This window comes from Syntrophothermus sp. (genome assembly GCF_013314835.1).
GTDB classification, from domain to species: Bacteria; Bacillota; Syntrophomonadia; order Syntrophomonadales; family Syntrophothermaceae; genus Syntrophothermus; species Syntrophothermus lipocalidus.
In genome coordinates this window covers 187,995-211,436 of the sequence record NZ_JABUEX010000001.1, presented here as the reverse complement: position 1 = coordinate 211,436, position 23,442 = coordinate 187,995, and the positions used below count along the sequence as shown (strand labels likewise).

General features: G+C 51.9%; 25 protein-coding genes. 3 read left to right on the top strand and 22 right to left on the bottom strand.

Features of this window, described 5'->3' with window-relative positions:
* The 22 genes from HPY90_RS01090 to HPY90_RS00985 all read right to left on the bottom strand — a co-directional run bounded on the left by HPY90_RS01090 (position 1) and on the right by HPY90_RS00985 (position 20,797).
* Positions 1-555, bottom strand: a complete 555-nt coding sequence (locus tag HPY90_RS01090) for a PilN domain-containing protein (RefSeq protein ID WP_287190070.1) — start codon at positions 553-555, stop codon at positions 1-3.
* Positions 556-1,488 carry a type IV pilus biogenesis protein PilM gene (gene pilM, locus HPY90_RS01085; RefSeq protein ID WP_287190068.1) on the bottom strand — a complete coding sequence of 311 codons (933 nt, stop codon included), beginning with the start codon at positions 1,486-1,488 and terminating at the stop codon, positions 556-558.
* A gap of 4 nt (positions 1,489-1,492) precedes the next feature.
* Positions 1,493-2,569 (bottom strand): PilX N-terminal domain-containing pilus assembly protein, encoded by a 1,077-nt coding sequence (locus HPY90_RS01080; protein WP_287190066.1) that lies wholly within the window; start codon positions 2,567-2,569, stop codon positions 1,493-1,495.
* A complete protein-coding gene (locus tag HPY90_RS01075) occupies positions 2,559-4,190 on the bottom strand; it encodes a GspE/PulE family protein (protein WP_287190064.1) in 1,632 nt (543 codons plus the stop codon). Before HPY90_RS01075 ends, HPY90_RS01080 begins: the two co-directional genes overlap by 11 nt.
* Before the next feature lie 331 nt (positions 4,191-4,521).
* Positions 4,522-5,622, bottom strand: a complete 1,101-nt coding sequence (aroB, locus tag HPY90_RS01070) for a 3-dehydroquinate synthase (protein ID WP_013174586.1) — start codon at positions 5,620-5,622, stop codon at positions 4,522-4,524.
* Positions 5,609-6,136 (bottom strand): shikimate kinase, encoded by a 528-nt coding sequence (locus tag HPY90_RS01065; protein ID WP_013174585.1) that lies wholly within the window; start codon positions 6,134-6,136, stop codon positions 5,609-5,611. Before HPY90_RS01065 ends, aroB begins: the two co-directional genes overlap by 14 nt.
* Complete coding sequence (aroC, locus tag HPY90_RS01060; RefSeq protein WP_013174584.1) at positions 6,115-7,305, bottom strand: chorismate synthase; 1,191 nt, start codon at positions 7,303-7,305, stop codon at positions 6,115-6,117. Before aroC ends, HPY90_RS01065 begins: the two co-directional genes overlap by 22 nt.
* A 13-nt stretch (positions 7,306-7,318) precedes the next feature.
* Entirely contained in the window at positions 7,319-7,828 is a 510-nt protein-coding gene (locus tag HPY90_RS01055) for a DUF2179 domain-containing protein (protein WP_013174583.1), read from the bottom strand.
* A 128-nt stretch (positions 7,829-7,956) separates the two neighbouring features.
* Positions 7,957-8,433: a pilus assembly FimT family protein gene (locus tag HPY90_RS01050; protein ID WP_013174582.1), complete on the bottom strand. Its 477-nt coding sequence runs from the start codon at positions 8,431-8,433 to the stop codon at positions 7,957-7,959.
* A complete protein-coding gene (locus HPY90_RS01045; protein ID WP_287190058.1) occupies positions 8,420-9,295 on the bottom strand; it encodes a shikimate dehydrogenase in 876 nt (291 codons plus the stop codon). The genes HPY90_RS01050 and HPY90_RS01045 overlap by 14 nt, the downstream gene beginning before the upstream one ends.
* A gap of 163 nt (positions 9,296-9,458) precedes the next feature.
* Positions 9,459-9,971: a YqeG family HAD IIIA-type phosphatase gene (locus tag HPY90_RS01040; protein WP_013174580.1), complete on the bottom strand. Its 513-nt coding sequence runs from the start codon at positions 9,969-9,971 to the stop codon at positions 9,459-9,461.
* Positions 9,972-10,004: 33 nt separating this feature from the next.
* Positions 10,005-10,712 (bottom strand): RNA polymerase sporulation sigma factor SigK, encoded by a 708-nt coding sequence (gene sigK / locus HPY90_RS01035; RefSeq protein WP_013174579.1) that lies wholly within the window; start codon positions 10,710-10,712, stop codon positions 10,005-10,007.
* A 221-nt stretch (positions 10,713-10,933) separates the two neighbouring features.
* Positions 10,934-11,944 (bottom strand): hydrogenase expression/formation protein HypE, encoded by a 1,011-nt coding sequence (gene hypE, locus HPY90_RS01030; RefSeq protein WP_287190055.1) that lies wholly within the window; start codon positions 11,942-11,944, stop codon positions 10,934-10,936.
* Positions 11,945-12,088: 144 nt separating this feature from the next.
* Complete coding sequence (gene hypD / locus HPY90_RS01025) at positions 12,089-13,162, bottom strand: hydrogenase formation protein HypD (protein ID WP_287190054.1); 1,074 nt, start codon at positions 13,160-13,162, stop codon at positions 12,089-12,091.
* Positions 13,149-13,376 carry a HypC/HybG/HupF family hydrogenase formation chaperone gene (locus HPY90_RS01020; RefSeq protein ID WP_287190052.1) on the bottom strand — a complete coding sequence of 76 codons (228 nt, stop codon included), beginning with the start codon at positions 13,374-13,376 and terminating at the stop codon, positions 13,149-13,151. Before HPY90_RS01020 ends, hypD begins: the two co-directional genes overlap by 14 nt.
* Entirely contained in the window at positions 13,376-15,646 is a 2,271-nt protein-coding gene (gene hypF / locus HPY90_RS01015; protein WP_287190050.1) for a carbamoyltransferase HypF, read from the bottom strand. Before hypF ends, HPY90_RS01020 begins: the two co-directional genes overlap by 1 nt.
* Before the next feature lie 70 nt (positions 15,647-15,716).
* Entirely contained in the window at positions 15,717-16,181 is a 465-nt protein-coding gene (locus HPY90_RS01010; protein ID WP_287190049.1) for a HyaD/HybD family hydrogenase maturation endopeptidase, read from the bottom strand.
* 49 nt (positions 16,182-16,230) lie between these two features.
* Positions 16,231-16,842 (bottom strand): Ni/Fe-hydrogenase, b-type cytochrome subunit, encoded by a 612-nt coding sequence (cybH, locus tag HPY90_RS01005; protein ID WP_287190047.1) that lies wholly within the window; start codon positions 16,840-16,842, stop codon positions 16,231-16,233.
* Positions 16,843-16,855: 13 nt separating this feature from the next.
* Positions 16,856-18,298: a nickel-dependent hydrogenase large subunit gene (locus tag HPY90_RS01000; protein WP_287190045.1), complete on the bottom strand. Its 1,443-nt coding sequence runs from the start codon at positions 18,296-18,298 to the stop codon at positions 16,856-16,858.
* Positions 18,298-19,356, bottom strand: coding sequence for a hydrogenase small subunit (locus tag HPY90_RS00995; RefSeq protein WP_287190043.1), 1,059 nt, complete (start codon positions 19,354-19,356; stop codon positions 18,298-18,300). The genes HPY90_RS01000 and HPY90_RS00995 overlap by 1 nt, the downstream gene beginning before the upstream one ends.
* A gap of 417 nt (positions 19,357-19,773) precedes the next feature.
* Positions 19,774-20,445, bottom strand: a complete 672-nt coding sequence (hypB, locus tag HPY90_RS00990; RefSeq protein ID WP_287190041.1) for a hydrogenase nickel incorporation protein HypB — start codon at positions 20,443-20,445, stop codon at positions 19,774-19,776.
* The gene (locus HPY90_RS00985) at positions 20,402-20,797 is read right to left on the bottom strand and encodes a hydrogenase maturation nickel metallochaperone HypA/HybF (RefSeq protein ID WP_013174569.1); all 396 of its coding nucleotides are present in this window, start codon (positions 20,795-20,797) and stop codon (positions 20,402-20,404) included. Before HPY90_RS00985 ends, hypB begins: the two co-directional genes overlap by 44 nt.
* A gap of 257 nt (positions 20,798-21,054) precedes the next feature.
* On the opposite strand from HPY90_RS00985, the gene HPY90_RS00980 reads away from it, so the two are divergent.
* The 3 genes from HPY90_RS00980 to HPY90_RS00970 all read left to right on the top strand — a co-directional run bounded on the left by HPY90_RS00980 (position 21,055) and on the right by HPY90_RS00970 (position 23,422).
* Positions 21,055-21,837 (top strand): LytR/AlgR family response regulator transcription factor, encoded by a 783-nt coding sequence (locus tag HPY90_RS00980; RefSeq protein ID WP_287190038.1) that lies wholly within the window; start codon positions 21,055-21,057, stop codon positions 21,835-21,837.
* A gap of 261 nt (positions 21,838-22,098) precedes the next feature.
* The gene (locus tag HPY90_RS00975; RefSeq protein WP_287190036.1) at positions 22,099-22,860 is read left to right on the top strand and encodes a sensor histidine kinase; all 762 of its coding nucleotides are present in this window, start codon (positions 22,099-22,101) and stop codon (positions 22,858-22,860) included.
* A gap of 136 nt (positions 22,861-22,996) precedes the next feature.
* On the top strand, positions 22,997-23,422 hold the full coding sequence (locus tag HPY90_RS00970; RefSeq protein WP_041433273.1) for a DUF3842 family protein: 426 nt from the start codon (positions 22,997-22,999) through the stop codon (positions 23,420-23,422).
* The last annotated feature ends 20 nt before the right edge of the window (positions 23,423-23,442 follow it).

Here is a 23,442-nt window from a genome sequence, read left to right as displayed (position 1 = left end):
TCAGCGATCGCTCTCCCGAATAGAACTGCTCAGTTGCACCTGGATATGAAAACTCACTCCACCGTCCTCCGTTTCTTCGCACCTCACCAGCTCTGCTTCTTTAAAAAACGATTGTTCAGTAAGTCCTTTTAGAACCTGAGCAACGGCCGCATAGCCTGGCCCCAGTCCCTTCACAGCCACGCTATTTTCGTCGATTGAAAGCTCAGAAAGGCACGTGCCGGCAGGCAGCAGCTTTTCAACCCTAAGCAAAACCTTGGTCATCAATATGCGGCTCTCTTCCAGTTTCCTGATTTTTAAGGCCTTTCCCTTCACCACTTTTTGCGAGGCCGCTATATCGGGCACGACGAGCGAAACGTTTTCTTGGCGCCTAATGCTCTCCAATAAGAGTGCATTGCGCTCCTGGGCCTGCTGCCTGGTCTGGTAAATACTGTACCCCATCGCGATCATGACACCGTAAGCTACCACCACCATCAAAGCCGTCCAAAACCATGTGTTGGTCCATAAACGTGTTTTTAGCGGCGAAGCTAACAAGTTTATGCGCGCATCCGTCTCCACTTAACCCATTACCTCCCTCCACGCCATCCCCAGAGCGGGCAAGTATGATGGCCCAGGTAGAGCGACTGAGTCTGATATTGCCGGAAAACCCGTCAGCGACAATGCATCCGAAATCTGCCAGTAGGGTAACAGTGATTGGAGCTTTTCCCCCATCCCTTCTCTCTCGGCTCCGCCTCCGGTAATCACCACCCGAGTGGGCTCAACCATAACCTTCTGTACCTGAGCGTATTCGAGGGTTCTATGTATTTCCCTAGCTACATCCTCTACCACTGGCTGTCTTTGATACTCGACGTAACCCAGGGCTAAGCTCCTAACCAGTTGTAGCCTTCCATAAGCGAAATAGGCGAACTGAACTCCGCTCGCCCCTAAATCAACCAGCAAGGTCCCCCCGCTATCGCACTGAGAATGCAACAAGCGATAGGCAGACAACGGTTGAATCTCAACCACCACCGGGGTGAGACCAGCTTCCTGGAGGGTCTGATTCAAATCCAGTACTATCGATTTTTTCACTCCCACCGCCAGCACTTCTGTTTCCCGGCCGTCTGGAGATCGCCCATACACCGCCACATCCACGACCGCATCTTCCCTCGGCCAAGGAAGGGAATTCTTTATCTGTAAATTTGCCGCCTGCTTCAGCTCTCTGGTCCCCAGAGAAGGTAAAACCATGCATTTGATATAGCAAAACGAAGCGGGTACGGCCGTAACCACCCTGCGGCTCCTAATCCCTTTTTCCTCAAGCAGCCTCCGTATGGCCGCCGCAATCGCGCCCTTGTCCCTGATCAATCCCCGGTCGACTGTTCCGGGGGGAACCGGTCCCCTACCCCAAGCCTCTATGACGCACCTTCCCCCCGCTCTCTTCAACTGCACTACTTTTATACTTTCGCTCCCCAGGTCAAGCCCTACCCCGCTCGACCGACCCCTCAACCATTTCATTACCCTATACAGCGACCTCCTGGTACGATACCATGCTTCCGAGTACAGTGTCTTTTAAGACTTCGTTAGCCAACAAAACGCTTCTTCCCTCCCTGATAACAAACTCACCGTTGGTGTTGACCGTTACTTCATCGGCCGCGATCACGCCGTCAAAGGTCAGCGGTCCCTCTGCGGTTCCCACGTCAAAAGCTATCTTTGTGTTTGAATGGAGATAACCGCTAGGGATCAAAACCGCGTCTTGGTTAGCCGAGATTGACAAATCTTGGGCACAGATGATACTCAAACCGAAAGTGCTGTTCCCTTCTTCCTGTGCTGGGCAAACAGTAACCGATCCGGTCGAAACCAATAAGCTACCTTCACGACACGCCCTTATACTGTTGTCCAGGATCACGTCACCGTTAACTAGAACGTTGCTGCAAAATGCAAAATCATCCGCTGTCAATACCTTGGGCCCAGAATAAACCTGCCACTCGTCAGGGCACATCTGAGCTAGTTGCTTGAAAGTGTTTATGTCGATGTGCAAAACCGCGAATCCCGTGTATCTGTTTCCTACCTGCCGGTACATTCCTTCCGCCTGTTGAACGGCGGCATTTCCCTGCACGGTACAAAGACCGCTTCCGGATACAGCAACCCGTTTGGCTGAGAGCCCTACATAAGGGCTAATACCGAATTCCGCAGTCATAGTTTTTTTGGCCCCGTTATTCAGGACCGCCTGGGAGCGTGCTTCTATCATACCGTTTCCGTTGGGAGCGGTAATTACAACCGAAACCGTACCTTGGCCTAATTGCATGCCAAAACTGTGCTCGGTCAATATGGCTGAAACGTCGCGGGCCAACCCAGCTCGTGCTCTCTCTATTCCACAATCAGCCAACATTAAAGCCTGTTGCGAAGCCAGGTGATAGCTAGCCATCATTTTTTCACAAAACACGATGTTGGTAACCGCGCTTCCCAGAACCAGAAGGACTAAAACCAGGACCAGTGTAACCACAAGAACTGCCCCTTGGTCTCGAGAAAACCTGCACCCGGTCTTACCGCGACCCGACCTGCATCCCAACGCGGTTTCCCTGTGTTCAATTTCCAAGGTAAACCACCCTCATGACCTCATCCAAGCTGGTCAACCCTTCTCGCGCCTTCCTTATACCATCTTCCAGCAGGGTTGTCATTCCTTGTTCCCGGGCAGCGGTTTCCAGCTCTTCCTCTGTAAACGAATCGCTCATAACCATACCCCGCAAGTCGTGATTGAAGACCAGTACCTCCTGCACTGCCACCCTGCCTTGATAACCGGTCATACGGCAATAGTGACAACCCCGTCCCCGACGAAACCGCTTTCCTGTCAATTCCGGCATGCCGATCCTGACCGCAGTAAACTCATCCAAGAGGTATTCTTCGGCACACAGAGAACAAATCATCCGCACCAGCCTCTGGGCCACAACCCCTCTCAAGGAAGAACAAATGAGGTATGGCTCTATTCCCATGTCCAACAATCTCGTTATGCTGCCTACGGCGGTGTTGGTATGGAGGGTTGACAGTACCAGGTGACCGGTCATTGCCGCCTGAACCGCGAGGTGCGCAGTTTCGGTGTCCCTTATTTCCCCCACCATGATGATGTCCGGGTCCTGACGAAACACCGCCCTGAGACCATCGGAAAAAGTAAGCCCGATCCGCGGGTTCATCTGAATTTGGGTAATTCCCGCCAAAGAGTACTCGACCGGGTCCTCAAGGGTTATTATGCAGCGGTCTGGAGAGTTGAGGAAACGAAGCATCGTATAGAGCGTAGTGGTCTTTCCGCTCCCGGTCGGTCCGGTAACCAGCAAGATGCCGTGGGGACAAGCGAGTAGAGACATGAAACGTTCAAAGTTCGAGCTTTCCAACCTCAGCCCTTCAATATCGAGTATTCCGCGGGTCTGGTCTAAAACCCGCAATACCACTTGTTCACCGTATACGGTTGGAATAACAGCCACCCGAAGGTCAATACTGTGCCTCTCGATTTCTAACTTGATCCGTCCATCCTGGGGCAAGCGCTTTTCCGAAATGTCTAGATTGGCCATAACCTTGATGCGGGAGACCAAGGCCGGTCCTATGCTAACGGGCAAGTGTAAAACGTCGAAGAGCGAACCGTCTACTCTAAACCTTATCCTTATCGCTTCAACCTCAGGCTGAATATGAATGTCACTGGCCCGACACTGAAAGGCTTGAACAAAAAGCGAATCGAGAACCCGTACGACTGAAGTCTCATCCAAACGCGCTTCTTCTCGCCTCATCCTGCTGGAACTGGAGAACACGCACTGTCCTGCCGCCCAGGTCAAATCGCTCTGCCTAACTACCACTGGAACTACTTCCAAGCCCGTAGCATTCTGGACCTCTTCTATAGCCTTTTCATCCAGGGGATCTACCATGGCTAGAGTCAAATGTTGACCTTGGCGCGTTAAAGGAAGGATTTGATAATGCCAAATCAGGTAGGAGGGCAACATCCCCATCGCTTCAGCCTCTACCATGCGGGGATCTAAACGGGTGGTAGGAATGCCCAATGTCGCGGTTAAAGTATCCACAATTTCCTGTTCCGTAACATAACCTTTTCTTATCAGGATTGTTGACAAGGGTTCGCCGGTCTTGTTCTGTTCCTTCAAACTGGAAACGAGCTGACTGGCCGTGATCATTCCCGCTTCCCTTAGTACGTCACCCAAAGTTCTGCGGACCTGCATGACACCTTTCTCCTCACAGTCTAGGAATATTATACCAGTCCCGCAGCCGATTTGTAACCACAGATTTACACAGATTTTCACTGATAAACACTGATATTCGTTGATATATAACCACAGATTCACACAGATTCTGACTGATGGACACGGATGCTCCAGGCGTTTTACTCCTAGATCGGTGCTGTTCGCGTCCCAAGTACGCCCAACCATAAATACCCTGGTGCCAATTAACCAAGCTCAGTCACGTATCTGGATACGAAATCGCACCTTATTCTGCGATCGCAGGCGTGCTCAGAAGATTAATTCTTAAAAAATCAGTGGAAATCGGTGACAATCAGTGTGCATCTGTGGCTTGACTTTGATTACAGAGCACCTTCAGTATAAGTTCGTCGTCTATGTCATCCCTTACTACTGCACGACCGATTCCGCAGGGCAAGACCAACCGCAGTTTTCCGCCCCGGGTTTTCTTGTCACGGTACATGGCGTTCAAAATCGAACGGGAATCGAGTTGGGGTAACTTCACCGGCAGCCCCAACTCCACCAGCATACCGGTAACCCTTTCAACCTCTCCTGCCCCCATCAGCCCCAGATCTCGGGCAAGAGAACAAGCCAGTATCATGCCGATGGAAACCGCCTCGCCGTGCCGGTATGCACTGTATCCCGTCAAAGTCTCAACCGCATGGCCGAAAGTATGACCTAAGTTAAGGACGGCCCTTAGCCCCCGTTCGGTCTCGTCCTCCTCTACCACCATGGCCTTCAGTTCACAGCAGCGTTTGACTATGGATTCCATAACCTGTTCGTCTCGGTCTTTGATATCAGAAAGACGGTTTTCCAAAAAAACAAAGAAACTTTCATCGAGTATGATCCCGTATTTAACCACTTCAGCCATCCCCGCCGCAAACTCCCGTTCGGACAGAGAAGCAAGGGTATGCACATCCACGATGACCGTTCTCGGCTGGTGGAAGGCGCCGATCATGTTTTTGCCGGCCTGGTGGTTGACTGCCACTTTACCCCCGACGCTGCTATCGACCTGAGCCAACAAAGTAGTGGGTATCTGGACAAAATCTATGCCTCTTTGGTACACCGCAGCCACGAAACCGGCCAGATCTCCTACTACCCCGCCACCCAGTGCCACCAACAGGCTTTCCCGGTCAATTCCCCGGCGGATGGCTTCGCCGATTACTTCTTCGGCTTGACCCATAGTCTTGTATTCCTCTCCGTCCGGGATCAGTGTTGCTACCACCTTCAGCCCCGAGTCTTCGCAGCTTTTTATTACGGCCGCTCCATAAAGTGAAAAAACGGTCGGGTTGCTGACCAAGAACAGGTTCTCGCTTCGAGCTCCCTCTTTTATGATCTGCCCGCTTTGCTCTAACAGGTTTGCCCCGATGTGGATGTCATAGCTTCTCGCTCCTAAGTTAACACTAACCTTTGCCATAACAAAACTCCTTCAGATTCAGGATTATCTTATGAACTAGTTCTTCGATGCCGTGGGTACTGGTGTCCACCGTAATGTGAGCACACTGATAATATTTCTCCCTCTCTGCCATCATCGCCCGCAAACGCTCCAAGGTCAGTTCACGATCGATGAGGGGACGGTGATGCCGTTTTCTCATCACCCTCCTGAACACGTCTTCGGGACTTGCTTTTAAGCCTATGATCACCCCGTTCTCTCCCAACACCTTCATGTTCTCCGGATCTAAAGGCATGCCCCCGCCGCAGGATATGATGAGGCCTTCTCTTTGGGCAAGTTTGTGAGCCAGCAGTTTCTCTTCGGAACGAAAACGTTTTTCTCCGTGTTTTCTGAAAATCTCGGCCACTGTCATACCTGTAATCTTTTCGATTTCGCGATCCGTATCGACGAAAATCATTCCCAGCTTGCGGGCTAGGCGTTGCCCGATGGTCGACTTGCCGGTTCCCATGAACCCGATTAAAACGATGTTCTTTCCCATTTCCAAACCCTTCTCAAGTATTCAAGATAACGCTTGTAGCTGGTCTTGATTTCTTGCATGGTATCACCGCCGAACTTCTCCAAGAGAACCCCAGCTATGACCCATGCTGCTACCGCCTCCCCGATAACCGCAGCTGCCGGAACCGCACAGATATCGGACCTCTCCACCTGCGCTTGTTCCTCCTGCCAGGTACGTATGTTGACGCTAGTCAAAGGATTGTACAGAGTCGGTATGGGTTTCATATAACACCGGACCCAAACCGTTTCCCCGTTGCTTACCCCGCCCTCAATGCCCCCTGCTCGATTGGTAGAACGTCTAATACCTCCTTCAGCTTCATAGTAGATCTGATCGTGAACTTGGGAACCAAACCTCCCGGCAGCCGCCACCCCATCTCCTACCTCAACCGCCTTAACTGCCGGGATACTCATTAGTCCTCCTGCTAAGCGGCTGTCCAACCTCCGGTCCCACTGGGTATAACTGCCCAAGCCCGGCGGAATATTCAGCGCCCCTATCTCGAAACAGCCTCCGAGTGACTCTCCCCGGACACGGGCCGTGTCTATCTCGGCCATCATGGCCGCTGCCGCTTCCTCATCATAACAGTGAACGGGGGAAGCATCGATTTTCTCCATCAATTGCGGCAAGCTCTCGTGGTCGACCGGCATCGATTCTGCCCTCACCTGACCGATGGCCACTACCTGGCTGTAGATCATGATGTTCAGCTCTTCCAAAAGCCGGCGACAAACAGCCCCAACTGCCACCCGCATGGCCGTCTCCCTGGCGCTGGCCCTTTCTAGTACATTCCGCAAGTCCTCATGGCCGTATTTCATCCCACCGGCCAGGTCCGCGTGCCCGGGGCGAGGCCTGAATACTTGCCTTTCTCCGGTCCCCGGTCCGGAAGCTGACATGATCTGCTGCCAATTAGAATAATCCCGGTTTTCAACAATCAAAAAAACGGGGCTTCCCAGCGTCTTGCCATGCCTAACCCCAGAAAGAATCTTCACTGTATCGGTCTCGATAGCCATCCGTTTGCCCCGCCCGTGCCCTTTTTGCCGGCGGGATAACTGGCGGTTAATATAATCTTCGTTTATTTCCAGACCGGCAGGAAGCCCATCTATTATGCCCCCCAAAGCCGGTCCATGAGATTCTCCCGCAGTTAAAAACCTTAGCATGACCGCTGCCTCCCTACTTCTTTATGTATCCACCTCGAAAATACTTGGGCTCCATGAAAACTATAAACGCGTTCGGGTCTACCTCTTCTATTTTCTCTGACACCTGTTGGGCAAGATTTCGTTTCACAAAAATGTTAATAACCAGTTTGGGGCCCTCACGACCGCTTCCTTCCCATGTCGTGACTCCAAACCCCTGGTCTCGCAGGTATTCAACCAACCTATCATTGTTGTAATCGGTTATAACCTGTAGCCCCCTGTAGCCGAGCGCCAGTCTTTCCTCTATGACAATACCCACTAAAACGCCGCTGGCAAAACCTAAACAGTAGGCAATAAGCCGGGGAGGTTCATGCAGGCTGTTAATCACCTTGCCCAAAGCCACTACATATACCATTATTTCGAAAAACCCGATACCAGCTGCCAGGTACCGTTCTCCGCGAATAGTAAGGATCATGCGTACCGTTCCCAAAGAAACGTCGATGATCCGAGCAAAAAATATGAACATCAGATCAAATACCAAGGACACCCCCAGCACCGCCTTTATTTAGCAAGATTAGACGCTGATTAACGCAGATTACTATACATAACAATATAGATAAAAACTTCCCATTTCTCTCATCGCAATAACCGAGACAACTCCAACCACCCACTAACTCACTCCACCGGAGGCGTAGAAGACAGCCGAACCCGGCCCACCACGGGATTGACCACCACGTACAAGCGCTGACCACGGCGGTTCTCCAAAGCCACCGTACCCCCTGCTGTAGGAACTCCCAAGGGACTGAACTGGCACATAATCCAACCCCGAGGGTCCTTGGGAAAACTGACATAGAGAAATCTGACCCCTGAACTCAACATGTAGGTCTTGGTAGTAGGCTGGTAGACCCGGTAATACTGGTAGTCGGGGTAAAAGCGAACCTGGTTCGATTGCATGGTTGCCACTGCCCGGTGACGGGCCAACCGCAGCTGTCTGGATATTTCGATTGCATCTTTTCTTAGTTTTATGTAATCCGAAAGGACGCTAAACTTGGGAACGGCTATCAGTACCAGAACCCCGATAATTGCCAGAACGACCCCAAGTTCCAGTAAAGTAAAACCCCTGACCGTTGTCCTTATCCTACCCCTCTGCATTACCCTCGGTGAGTAAATGGATGACCACCTCGCGCATTACTTCCAAAGGAGCCGCAACGCCGGTTAGCAGCTGGAAAGCCAAAGCGCCTTGATGAACAAACATGCCTACCCCGTTTACAGTCTTAAGCCCCCGCATAGACGCCTCCATCAGCAACCGGGTCTGAATCGGATTATACACGATGTCGCACACAACCAATCCCGGATGGAACCACTCGGGGTCTAGAGGCGGCATTTCTCGGATCCAAGGGTACATCCCGATAGAGGTGGTATTGATCAACAGATCGGCCTCCTCAATCGCCTCTTGGAGGCAAGCCCTTTCCCAGCCGACTGCCTTAACGGGAACGTCACCGATGGCCTCTAACTCCCCGGCCAGAGCCTCGGCCCGGTCTACGCTCCGATTTATCAACACCAGCGACTCGACTTCAGCTTGAACCAGGTGGTAAGTAATAGCCCTAGCTGCACCCCCGGCTCCTAAAACCACCACCCTCTGTCCACCCGGCAACACCCCTTGCTCCTGTAATGAAGCCATAAAGCCGGCTCCATCGGTGTTGTACCCGACCAGCTTCCCTCCACAGTTTTTGACAACATTAGCGGCCCCACACCACCGCGCTTCTTCTGATAAATCATCGAGGTACCCGATGACAGCTTCTTTGAAGGGGATGGTGACGTTGACTCCATCGATCCCGAGGGCCCGTATGCCATCGACCGCCTCTTTCAGAGCATGGTTGTCCACCACGAAAGGCACATAAACGTAGTTCAGCCTGAGGTGCTCGAGAGCCCGGTTATGCATCTGCGGAGAAAGCGAGTGACCGAGAGGATTTCCGATTATCCCTAGCACCCTTGTGTCAGCCTTAACCTGCATTATAAACGTTCCACCTCTTAATAGACTATCATCAATCCGTCATGCTTCAACACCGAAAAAACCAGTAAACCACCACACCCAGGCCGCTTAGTGCCGGATGGAACCACGGAGTCTCGATTCGCCTGTCAACGTATCGACTCTCAGCAGTCGCGGCATTGCATGGTTAGAGAGTACGGCTTTCTATTTTCATCTTTGGTCTCCTTACTAACCTTTCCAAGTTTCTTAGGAAAATCCTCGTACCGAAGAACTCCCGCGGGTTGAGGGGAGACACTAGTATGGTTAGCATCCCCATCAAGTTTCCTCCCAAGACATCTGTAAACACCTGATCCCCCACTACTGAAGTCTCCTCAGGTAGAGAACCTACTTGCTCCAGAGCCCTCCGAAAAGCCCGCCGCAGAGGCTTCCCGGCACGGCAAACGTACGGAATGTCCAAAATATGAGCTACAGCCTTCACCCTGCTTTCCTTATTGTTAGAGACTATACAAGCCTTGCCACCCGTTTCCTTAAGCTTATCCACCCAGGCTATAATCTCTGGCCTTACCTCGTTGCTGTTCCATTCCGTCATGGTGTTGTCAAGATCCAAAATAAACGAGGTTATACGGTTCTGTCGCAGCTCTTCCACCGGAATGTCTAAAACCGAATTTACACACATATCTGGGTGCAATATCTTAAACACCGGCTCCTCCCTCTATTATTTAAGAGTTGAGAACTAAACTGAAAGAACATCCAGGTTAATTTCCCGTATGAGCTTTTTTAAGGCTCGTTTTTCTATACGCGAAACATAGGAGCGAGAAATTCCTAGTTTTCTGGCTATTTCACGTTGGGTAGCTTTGAGGCCTGAAAACAACCCGTAGCGCATTTCGATAACCTGGCGCTCCCGCTTGCTCAAGGCCCCCAATTTCTGCCTTATCTTTTCTTCCTGTAGCCTGGTTTCTACAACATCGACTATCTCGTTGTCCGTAGTCAAGATATCCAGGAATGTAATCTCGTTCCCTTCCTTATCATATCCTATAGGCTCATAAATAGAAACTTCCTGCTTAACTTTCCTGCTATTACGAAACCACATCAGCACCTCGTTTTCAATACAACGGGCTGCATAAGTAGCGAGCCGGGTCCCCCTCGCATAGTCGAAAGTGTTGATGGCTTTGATAAGACCGATGGTTCCAATAGAGATGAGGTCTTCCGTGTCCTCCCCTGTGCCCTCGAACTTCTTGATCACGTGGGCTACGAGGCGCAAATTGTGCTCTATGAGGATGTGCTTTGCCTCCTCATCTCCTTCCCTGGTCTTTTCTAAATAAATCCTTTCCTCTTCCTCGCTTAGCGGGTGGGGAAAAACCAGGTTATTGAGATAAGAAAAGAGCATCAACATGCCCTTCGTTAAAGAAAATATAGCCAGAGCCCACCCCAGGATGGTCATTATCCCACCTCCAAAATTTTCGGGCTATACATCCTATGGGGCTCTGGTCGAAAACGTGCTTGTCTTAGAGAGGGAATATTTTGGAAAAATTAAATAACAAACCCCGCGATATTCGGCCAGGTTACCGCTAGAAGGCCCAAGTGCTTGCGAATTTCGCGGAGACTCGATGCAGATTAATACACTATTAGGATTTACTTTATCTAATTGGAACCTGCATCAGGCTAGCAGATCCGTGGGAGTTGGTCGCTTTCCAACATATTCAATATACGGTGAGCTCCGAGCTCAGTTTCCAATAAAACCAGTCCCGGCACCTCATCCTTCACATACCCGATAACTGCGCTATCCCTGCTTTCGGGGAGCTGGCGTAGGTCTTCCACTATAGCCTGCGCCGCGTCTTTGGCAACCACCACAACCATTTTTCCCTCGTTGGCTAGGTAGAGCGCGTCCAGCCCTAACATTTCACATGCTCCCTGCACAACCGGATCGAGCGGAATATCCTCTTCTCTGACAATGAACCCCGTCCCTGACTGCTGAGCCAACTCATTTAAAACCGTGGCTACCCCTCCCCGAGTGGGATCGCGCATGCACCTCACCTCTTGGCCATACCGGGCCAGCAATTCACCCACGCGGTGCAGTGGCTGGCAATCGCTGGTTACCGGGGTGGAAAAACTCAAGCCCTCCCGCTGAGCGAGCACAGCTAAACCGTGTTCTCCTACCTTCCCCGTAACGATAACCGCATCACCGGGCTTAATACGATCCGGCCGGTAATCCACTTCGGTTCTTATTATTCCTATCCCGGTCGTGTTGATGAAAATACCATCTGCCTTCCCTTTCTCCACTACTTTGGTATCGCCCGTCACCAACTGTACCCCTGCCTCAAGAGCAGCTTTGCTCATGGAAGCAGCTATTTTCTCCAACTCCTCCACCCCGAATCCTTCTTCAATGATTAATCCCGCGGACAGGTACAATGGCCGCGCCCCGCACGCAACCAGATCGTTAACCGTTCCGTAAACCGACAGTTTTCCGATGTCTCCCCCCGGAAAGAACAGAGGGGTTATTACGAAGGAGTCCGTGGTCATGGCTATGCGTTGACTACCGACCTTCAAAATCGCCCCATCCAGCATCTGGTCGAGATACGGGTTAGCCCACGTCTTCTTAAACACGCTGTTAACGAGTTCTTGGGTCATCCTTCCCCCGCTTCCGTGTCCTAGCAAAATCTTTCCCGTTCTCATCTTCCAGCTCCTTCACCTGTTTTTTGGGAATAGCCACTGATGGACACAGACCCGGCACTCAGCCGACTGAAGTTGTAACATGACAGTAGGTCCCAAAATGCTAGTCGTTAATCAAGACTTGAGCTGAGTGCCGGGTCTGTGGCTTCAGGCCCGTTTCCGACCGTAGCGATAATACGCGGCACAAGCCCCTTCCTGTGAAACCATGCAAGGTCCCACCGGCTTGACCGGGGTGCAGGCCTGGCCGAACAACGGACACTCATAGGGCGTGATCACACCGCGTAATACATCCCCGCACCTGCATCCTTTAATGATCCGCTCTTCCACCTCAGGAATGTCGAATCTGCGCTGCGCATCCCATGCTCCGTATTCTTCCCTGATTTCGAGACCGCTGGCCGGTATGATCCCTAAGCCCCGCCAGCTAGCATCCGTCGCAGTGAACACGCGTTCGATGGCCGCCTGGGCTAGCGGGTTACCCTCCGGCCGCACGATTCGCCGGTACTGTATCTCGATCTCCGCTACCCCCCGGTTTAACTGGCGCAAAAGCAGCCATATACCCTCCAGGATATCCAAGGTTTCGAATCCGGTTATCACGCAAGGCTTGTGGTAACGGGAGACGACCGGCTCGTACGGCTTTACTCCGGTTACGGCCGAAACGTGTCCTGGACAGATGAGCCCGTCGACTTTAACCGACTCGTCGGAAAAAACCGCGTCCAAGGCCGGCCCCACCAGCTTGTGCAGCGACCAAACGGAAAAGTTGGCCAAACCAGACGCAGCCGCCTGCTCGATGGTCAGGGCTACGGCCGGAGCTGTGGTTTCAAAACCTATGCCCAGAAACACCGTTTCCCGTTCCGGGTTCTGGCGGGCGATCTCCAGGGCGTCCGAGGGAGAGTATACCACCCGCACGTCTGCCCCTCGTGCCTTCTCCTCCTGCAAGGAACTTTCCGACCCCGGAACCCTCATCATATCACCGAAAGTGACCAGTATGACCCCTGGTCGTCGCGCCAGTTCGATAACAGCATCGATGTCAGATTGGGCGGTGACACACACCGGACAGCCCGGACCTGAAAGCAGCTTCAGGTTAGGAGGGACCAGGCTTCTCAGCCCACTTCTGGCAATGGCCACGGTATGGGTACCGCATACCTCCATCAATGAGACTTCACGTTTCTCTCTTTTTATGTCTGCTAACAAACGTTCAGCGTATTCCCTAGAGTTGCGCATATTGCCGAAGCTCCTCCAGTATGCCCAGGGTTTCCTTAGCCCAGGCTTCGTCTACTATCTGCATGGCAAACCCCGCGTGAATAAGCACATACTGACCCACCTTCACCTCGGGGGTAAGCCTGATGCTGATTTCCAGCGAGTTCCCGCTCACATCGACCCTCGCCCTATCGTTCTCCAGTATTTCTTCTACCCTTCCTGGAACGCCTAAACACACTATCGTTTCACCTCGCTCGCAACGTAGGCCTGCCCCAGGGATATGCCCCCATCCCCGGGTGGAACCTGGGTATGTTGGTAAACTCTAAAACCTTGTTTCTTCAACTGTTCCCTCACCTTTTCCAATAATATCTGGTTGTAAAAAACCCCGCCGCTCAACACTACCCGCTCCAGGCCGGTTTCGTCTCTCATCCTCTTCAGGGCATCGGTCATCGCAGCGACAAGAGTCAGGTGGAATTTCATGGCCGTTTCCCTAGGATCCTTCCCGCTCTCACAGTCTTTTATCATTTCTACCCACATGGGAAGAATATCTAGCTGCCAAATTTCGCCTTCCTTTTTAAGAGAATAGGGATAGTGCCCTGCAGTCTTGGTGTCAGCAAACGCTTCCAGCTCCACCGCTGCCTGTCCTTCGTACCGGTTTAGGTAGCACACTCCCAGGAAGGCCGAAACCGCATCGAACAGACGCCCGCAAGACGAGGTTTTCATGACATTACCTCTTTTTCGCACCTGATGACCCAAAATCTCTATCTCTTCCCCTGTCATGACAGGCAAGTACCGTCTCGCCACCTCGCAGCCCCGGTCGCCCAAAGCCTCCAGTAGGTAAACCAAAGCCATCCGGTACGGACGTTTAGCCGTCGCGTCCCCGCCGGGAAGAGGAACGTAGCGCAAATGGCCGAGGCGCGTGAAACCACGGCGGTCTCCTTTCAGAAATTCGAAACCCCAGACTGCACCGTCAGTTCCCCAACCGGCACCGTCACAGATAACCCCAAGGACCTCGCCCTCCAAGCCGTTTTCGGCCATGGCCGCAGCCAGATGGGCATGGTGATGCTGCACCGCTACCCTGTCAATCCCTAACTGCTTCTCGGCCCAAATCGTCGTTTGATAGTCCGGGTGAAGGTCATGGGCGATGACCTCCGGTTCAACCGCCAGCATCTTTTTGAATCGCGGTATTCCCTCCAAGAATTTTACCCAGTTGGAGTAGTTATTCAGGTCACCCCAGTGCTGGCTCAAAAAAGCCTCGTCACCCCTGGTCATGCAAAACGTATTCTTCAACTCACCGCCGAGAGCCAAGACCGTACGGGTATTTCCGGGCAGCTTGATTCCCCGCGGCACAAACCCCCGGGCCCGGCGCAAGAACTGGGGATTCCCTACGGGCGTGACTCTCATCACCGAGTCGTCACACGGGTTGTAAATGTCCCGGTTATGCACGACAAAGTAATCGGCTATCCCGCGCAGTTTGAACAAGGCTTCATTGTTATCGGTAATCAGAGGTTCGTCCGTGACGTTCGCACTGGTCATGATCAAGAGTTCCAGTTCATCGTCGAAAAGCAGGTAGTGAAGGGGAGTATACGGAAGCATGACGCCTATGGTGTCTATACCGGGATGAATCAGGTCATCAGGCAAAAGCCCGTCCCAGTTTCTCTCCAGTATGACAATGGGAGCCGAAGGCGAGGTTAGCCATTGCTCTTCGACGGGGTTTATGTGGCAGTACAAGCGGGCTGCTTCTACATCCCTCGCCATTACTGCGAAAGGTTTAGCCTCTCGTTTCTTGCGCTCCCTTAGGCTCCTAATCGCATCGCAATTCTTAGCATCCGCGGCCAGGTGGAATCCTCCCAGCCCCTTGACCGCTAGTATATACCCCGCTTTTAACAGCTCGATGGGGTCCCTATGCACTTCTCTCCCCTCGGAGTCGAGAACATAAAGTCGGGGTCCGCACACCGGGCAAGCGTTGGGCTGGGCGTGAAAACGCCGGTGTCCCGGGTCTTCGTATTCCCGGCGACAGTCTTCACACATGGGAAACGGAGCCATCGTGGTCTTATCCCGGTCGTAAGGTACGTCTTTGATAATGGTAAAACGAGGACCGCAGTTAGTGCAGTTCGTAAAAGGATACCGGTACCTTCGGTCCTTCGGGTCCGTCACCTCCCGCTTACAGTCCTGACAAACGGCGATGTCGGGAGAGATCATGACCCCCTTTTCCGATTCGTTTTGGCTGTGCCTAATGGTAAAGTCGGTAAAACCTCGTGGTGTTATTTCCTTCACATCGCAGGTTTTGATAACCGCCAAAGGAGGCGGCTCTTCGACCAATCTGCGGGTAAAATCGTGCAGAGACTCGGCATACCCCTCAGCTTCAATCAATACCCCGTTGGACGAATTCAAGACCCACCCTCTTATACCGTGTTCGCAGGCCAAACGGTACACGTGGGGCCGGAATCCCACCCCCTGTACTATCCCTGTGATTCGAATGCGAAAACTCCTCACCTCTTCCTCCATATCCTTCCCTGCCCGCTGCCGTTGGCTTTGCCATCGTTGACAAACGAAGCCCCGGCAAGATGCCAGAGCCTCAATCTGAAAATAGCCTTTCAATTTCCTGCAAAACTAATTCTACCACCCTGGGCAAACGTCTTTGAACCTCAGGTGAAAGGTCTGTTCCCCAGTCGATGGTTTTAGGTTCAATCCCGATAACCGTGATCTCAGGACAACATCCCATCATCTTCGCCATCTCGACCGCTTCGTGAAACTGCAGTTGATGTGAAGACAACAGCTCCCCCTTTCGTTTCAGCTCCAGGTTTTCAAAGGAAACCCGGTAGATGGTTCCGGGCTCCCCTCCTCCCTCCATGGCATCGATAACGATAAGTTTATCCGATTCGCACAAACAATCGACCAAGTCATAGCTGTTGGTTCCTATATCTACTGCTTCTACCCCTGGCGGAAGCCCACTCTCCCTCAACTCTTGCACTGCGTGGACTCCAACTCCTTCATCTTTCAACAACAGGTTTCCGATGCCTACTACGAGAACCCTGTTCAAACATCTTCCCCCTCGGTTAATAGCTTATGCTCTTGGGAGCCCAACAGGCTCAGTGTCCTTTCTCGGCGTGATGGAAACCTTTAGGCATTTTGCCGGTAAACATGGACATCAGCACCGGTATCCCCTCGGACACGTCGAGATACACGTGTACGAGCACCGACAGGGCAAACAACCAGGTGACTATATAGTGAATAACCCGAACTGCTACCAGGCCACCCAAAAGGGCACCCAAAGACGGGAATAAATCGGGCTTATAGAGAATAAACCCGGTAACGATCTGAATCAATGCCATAAAAAGCCACCCAGAATACATCATCTTCTGCCCTGGATTGTACTTGCCGTAGTAAGGGTGACTGTCTGATAGAAATAGATAGTACTTAAGCATGCTGGGAAAGTTCTTGATGTCTTTTTTCGGGTTGAAAAGGATGTTCTTCCAATCACCCGTGACTATGGCGTAGTACACGCGTCCGACCACCCCTACGCACAGGACATAAGCCATGGCAAAATGCAGCATTCTGGCCTGATCCATGCTGCTGAAAACGCGAAAATGCAACGGTGCATGGATATAATAGCCCGTGAGTATCAGAAGAGTAATGGCTATCATGTTCATCCAGTGAAAAACCCGGATCCAGATGGGATGCCTGAGCTCCATTTCTTTCATCTCATCATCCCCCTCAGTCAATAACGAATTCAGCCAGAGTCTTCTTATCGGGAGTCATCAGATGAATGGCACACCCGAAGCAGGGATCGAAGCTCCTCACTACGCGTACCAACTCCACTGGATTGTTCGGATCCGCCACCGGAGTTCCAATCAGGGCCTGCTCCATGGCTCCGGGTTGGTTCAGCCCATCTCGAGGCGACGCGTTCCAGGTGGTAGGAACCACCGCGTTGTACACCGCGGTCCTCTGGTGCTTGATGCGGTGCCAGTGCCCTAGAGCACCTCGCGGTCCTTCGGTCAACCCCATGCCATAAGCTTCGCCCGGTATTTCATAGGGTGTGGCAACCGGTTTACCCGGCTGCAGCTGCAATACCCATTCATCCATGGCGTGAGCCACCAGGGAACACTCGATGGCCCTGGCAAAATGCCGTCCCATTACCGAGAAGGCCTTTTCTCCTAAGTCCGTAACCTCTTTGACTTTCTTTATCCACATCCGGGCCAGCGGTCCGACCTCCATCACTATCCCGTTGTAGCGCGGGGCTTTGAGCCAAGAATACGCTCCTTCCTTCTTCGGGTCCGGAGTCACCACCGCTTCTGTCGGTTTCTTGCCGCCCGTATCGTCCTTGTACCAAGAGTACTTCACTTCCTCAGCCACTAGGGACGGATCGAAAGGCCGGTATTCCCCGCGTATATACGTACCGGAAGGGAAAAATTTCTTCTTCTTCACGTGGTCCTTGCCTTGTTCCAAAGGCATTCCCCCGTAAGCCAGCAGGTTCATGCAGCCGCGCCCAATGTCAAACCAGTCAGAATAAGCCTCGGCCACGGCCTTAACCGTCGGTACATAAACGTTGTCGATAAAATCGATGAGTTCAGCCAACCTCCATTTGAATTCCACTATCTTTTGCGTATCCGGCTGTTCGGTCGCTCCACCAACCACGATGCCCTGCTGGTGAGGCATTTTACCTCCCCATATCGCCAACATCTCATGGGCTTTGCGCCTCATGTCCAATGCTTTGATGTAATTATCGACTGCCTGCTTGTTCACCGCATCCGGGAGACGGTAATCGGCCTGGTACCGAGGCACGAACGGGGGCACGTCCGGCCCTTTCACATAGTCTAAGGCCGCAAGATGGAAAAAATGAAGAATATGCGACTGGATGTAATTCGACCCCAGAATTAAGTTCCTGATAATCCGCCCGTTATCTGGGGCCTCAATTCCGAAGGCATCATCCAAAGCCAGGCTTGCAGCCGTACCATGGACCACCGGGCACACCCCGCATATTCTCTGCATTATCTGGGATGAGTCCCGTGGATCTCTCCCCTGCATGATCAATTCCATTCCCCGAAACATGGTTCCGCTGGTACGGGCGTCCACAACTTTACCGCCGTCGATCTCGACCTCTATCTTCAGATGCCCTTCTATGCGGGTTACGGGATCAACTACAACCTTTTGCGCCATTATTCCTCACCTTCTTTCGCATCTTTCTTGCCACCGATCCGCCCGGTCAGAATATTACCGGCCAAGTGCCCGCCGATACCGAGCACGGCTGCTCCTCCCAGAATCATTCCGAGCTGGTCAACTGTGGCAGTCATAGCCGGCCCTACCGGCATTTCCGGCATCCGCTCGTAAATCGGCCACCCTGGGAACTGCGGTTCTGTACAGCCTATGCAGACCCCGCCGCACTTAACGCACCAGTTGACCCCTCCGTTCCATAACCGGGTAGTCGCGTCACAGTACGCGATCGGGCCTTTGCACCCCAGTTCCAACATGCACCCTGGATCCCCGAAATTCTTGGCAAAAATCGCGTTATCGAAGTACTGTCTTCTCTGGCAGTTATCGTGGATAATCTTGGAGAAGAACATCTTGGGACGTCCGAATTCGTCCAGTTCAGGATAGTCGCCGTAAAGTATGATGTGCGCAATGGTTCCAACCATCCAATCCGGGTGAGGAGGACAGCCGGGCACATTCACTATCGGTACGTTTTTGATCACTTCCGAAACCGGCTTGCAGTCTGTGGGATTAGGCGGAGTCGCGGGAATGCCGCCGTAGGCCGCACATGTCCCGAAAGACAGTATAGCCTTGGCTTTGCTGCCGATATCGTTAAGCAACTTCATGAAAGTAATAGGTTCCCCGTTTTCCTCACCCACAGTGCAGTACAAACCATCGGCCCCGGTTGGTACAGCCCCTTCGACCACTAGGAAGAATTTCCCGGGGTTTTCCTCAGCCACCTTGTACATAGCGTCTCTGATGGCCAAGTCACCGGCAGCAGCCATAACATTGGGATGATAACGGAGGCTGATGACTTTCAATAACACTTCCTGGATAGAAGGGTGAACCGTGTTGAGAAGCGAAATTGAACAACCTGTACATCCCGCTCCTTGGATCCATATCACCGGCGGGGCTCCCGCTTCCGCCGCCTCAGCCATGAACGGTGCCAAAAACGGCGACATCGATATGGCCGCCGCCGAACCGGCACACAGGCGGATAAACTCGCGACGACTGAGCTTAGTAGGCATTATGCTAGTCCCTCCCAACAACTAGTCTTCCTGACTAACCTGATCCTTGAGAGCTCAACAACGACACATTTTAAGCAGGCCTGCTGGCCCTCACGTCATTTCTTATGACTCTTTTCCTGCACCTCCTTTGCCCCGTCTCTGCAATCACATGTGCCCCCCTTTTTCTCACGACCGTTCAGCCGCAAGTTCCATTTCTGACCTCAGGACGGCACCGTTTGCCCCGTTTAGCAACACCGGTTTTTGCAAACACATCTTGCACCGCACCCAAATGTTACACCAAACCCGGATGCCCTCGACCTCTTAATCTCGGCACCGATTTATGCGTATCCCTTCCTAATGTCAGGGCCAACTGTTTTAGAAAGCCGCTTGCCCCGGGCCAACGCCAGCGGCAAGCGGGAAGAAAAAGATTGGGATTGGCTAGCTACAAGCAATCTTCTTCTTGTGAACTTCCTCTTCTAACCAGCGGCACCACTCGTTTATGCCCTGGCCGGTTCGTCCCGAGACGAAAAATATCTTGGCTTCAGAATTTATGCTGGACAACGCTTTTTCGAACTCCCTCACATTAAAGTCAGTCTGGGATAAGAGGTCCATCTTGTTTAAAAGAATGGCCCTGGCTTGTTGGAACATCAAAGGATACTTCCAGGGCTTGTCATTGCCTTCGGTCGTAGTACAGACTACCACCCGGAAGTCCTCACCCAGGTCGAACTCGGCCGGGCAAACCAGGTTGCCCACGTTTTCTATAAATAGGGTATCTATCTCTCGCAGCTTCAATCGCTCGAAAGCGTCTCTAACCATCCGGGCATCGAGGTGGCATCCACCACGGGTGTTTATCTGGTAAACCGGCACCCCCGTGCTTTCAATGCGCCGGGCATCCCAATCCGTGTACAGGTCTCCTTCGATAACCGCCATGCTCATCCTGGGTTTTAGCTCCAAAATAGTCTTTTCCAGTATCGTGGTCTTGCCTGCCCCAGGCGAGCTCATTATATTAACTGCCAGCACCGACCGTTGGGCAAATAGTTTGCGGTTCGCGGTGGCCATCATGTCATTAGCTTGCAGAACACCGGTCTTGAGCTCGATCCTTTTCCCCATCTAGCGATTCTCCTTCGAAATAATCTACGAGTAGTTCCCGCCCGTGTATGATTTCCACGCTAGCCGCTCCACACTCCGGGCAACTGAAAACACCCAAAGGCAAACCGCCAAAACATCTACCACAGGCCCTGCATCTACACTCCACGTCCTTTTCTTCTATTTCCAGTTTCGCATCTTTCCACAAATCATCATCCGCAACCAGCACATCAAAAGCAAAACTGAGGCTTTCAGGTAAAGCCATGGTCAGTTTGCCCACCACAATCTTAATCTTCGTAATCCTGGTTATATTATGCGCAGCTGCACTTTCCTGAACGGCAGCTATAATTCCTTCCATCAAAGCCAGCTCATGCACTTGTGTTTACACCCACCTAAGACAATCTTCCCTTCTTATCCTGAGCGCGGACGGCAAAAAACCCGTGCGTACTGCTTGCCAGCTTATTGATTAATATACCGCCAGCCCGTCTTGCTGTTAAGTGGCCCTCGTCTATTATCTCGGTTATGCTGCATGAAATCACGGGTTATCGACTGCAAATTTCGCAGCAGGCAATTAACCTGACGGCTAATCTGATATAATATGTTTAGAATGCCATAAGAAGCAGGTTTGTATACTTGTATACTAAAGACACAAAAGCCTATCGAGTGCAGGTGATAATGATGGCTCGTTCGTCTAAGCAAATTACGGTGTTAATCGCTGAAGATGAGCCCAGCATCCAGGAAATGCTGGAAAGTTGTCTAATGGCTATCCCTGGGGTTAGGGTTGTGGGTAAGGCGTCAAGCGGGAGCGAGGCTCTGTCCTTGGTTGAGGAGCTGAAACCGGACGCGCTTTTTCTCGATGTCAAAATGCCAGGACTAGACGGACTATCCTTAGCTTCCATCGTAAAGACGGCTAAGCCTGAAACTTGTCTGGTTTTTGTCACCGCTCACCCCGGTTACGCGGCCGAGGCTTTCCAAGTCGACGCCACTGACTACATCGTGAAACCGATTACCGCAGAAGCGGTGGCAAAAGCGATTACTAAGGTCCGTAAACAATTAGAAGCTGAAAGAATGACGCATTTGCACAAACAGAAGCTGACTATTCGTGACCACCGTGAAGTGGTTTTTATCGAGGCCAATGATATCGTATTTGTGGAAAAACTTGCTCGGAAAACTATAGTCCATACTATCAAAGGCCCATACACCACTACAGAACCGTTGTCTTCTCTGGAAAAGCGGCTACCGCCAAATTTCTTCCGTTGTCATAAAAGCTTTATCATTAACATGGACAAAGTAGAAAAGATTTCACCGATAGCAGAAAGAATTTACAGGGTATCATTTTATGACTACCCGAAACACGTAACTATGGGCAAAGACAAGCTGAATGAACTGTATGACATTATGTCTTTGGTGCTTTGAACCGCGTAGCCTGGGAAGCTGGAAGCTCCCGTTGAACCGACAGGAGGTTGGTTTTGTCTGTTCAGTTGTAAACCCGCCGCTTGGCCATCGTGGCTGAAGGCAGCGGTACCTGTCTACCTTTTAGCTGTATACAAAGCCCATCGCATCCGAGGTACATTCGGCTTCTTTTGGAGTAAAATTAACCAAAGGCGAAAATTTTATCAGTGGAATTCCCTTTTCTTCGCGGTTTTGTTACAGGCCTTGCTGTTAGGCAGCTTTACCTTGACCGTAGCTCAGGGTTTGAGTTCCAGGACCCACCCTGTGGTACTGGGGTTGTTTTTTCTCAGCTTAATGGGTTTAAATGTTTATATACTGTTGCGTTCAGCCCATGTGGTAGAGGCCAAGATACTGGCCGAAACGCAAAACACTATCTCGGACGACATCATGAACCTTATCACAGCGCTCCGAAGCCAACGACACGACTTCTTACACCATGTTCAAGTCATAAGCTCTCTCTACCATATGGGAAACATGGAAGCCCTAGGACAGTATCTATCTCAGGTCACCGTTGACGTGTCTAGGCTCAACAACCTTCTTAAAATCACGAACCCCTTTATCGCCGCTCTGCTCAACATCAAGCTGTGCCAGGCTGAAGCTAAAGGGGTTAGGCTGGATGTGGAAGTGGAAGGACAGGTTTTTGGAAGTTCTACTAGGGATTACGATTTGGTCAGGGTATTGGGCAACCTTATCGACAACGCTATTGAGGCTGTGGAGACGAAAGAACCGCCTGATAAGTGGGTAACCGTGGTAATCAGAGGCAGAGGTCCGTTTCTGGTGTTCTCCATAACCAATCCTGGAGAAATCTCACCACAGCTTCGCTCGGAAATCTTTAAATCCGGATTCACCACCAAGGGCAACCAACACCTCGGTCTGGGACTTCGCATATGCCAGGACTTGACCAAGAAACTGCACGGCCGGCTGGAATGCCGGTCCTGGCGGGAGGGGCAGGTCACATTTACCTTAACCCTTCCGCGAAATGGGTGAAGGCTTGCCCTCAACCCAAGCTTTAAAGAAGTTTGAAATTGGCAATAATGCTGGGAGCAAAGCGGGCAAGACAAAATTTAGCGTGTTCATCATTTGATTTATGGCTGTGAGGAAGGTGGACTGCAAAGTGCCTGCACTGAAAGTAGCAGTGGTAGATGGACAGGGAGGAGGAATCGGTCGCCTAATCGTCGAAAAGTTGCGTCAGGAACTGGGCGAGGAAGTCACGATTATGGGGCTCGGTACTAATGCGGTTGCAACTTCCGTGATGCTCAGGGCGGGTGCCAATGAAGGCGCAAGCGGGGAAAACGTGGTAGTCCAGTGTGCGAGCAAGGTTGACGTTATTGCCGGGTCGGTGGCCATTATAGCCGCTAATTCGTTTCTGGGGGAGCTGACGACGCGCATGGCGGAAGCCATTGCCAGTTCACCCGCGGTCAAGGTGCTGTTGCCGATAAACAGGTATGGTATCGAAATCGCCGGTGCCCTGGACGAGCCACTCCCCCTTCAGGTGGAAGACCTGGTACGAAGAATCCGAAAGGTGTATGATAACTTTGGTCGCGTTTGACTGAGCAAAGAATAGGTTAT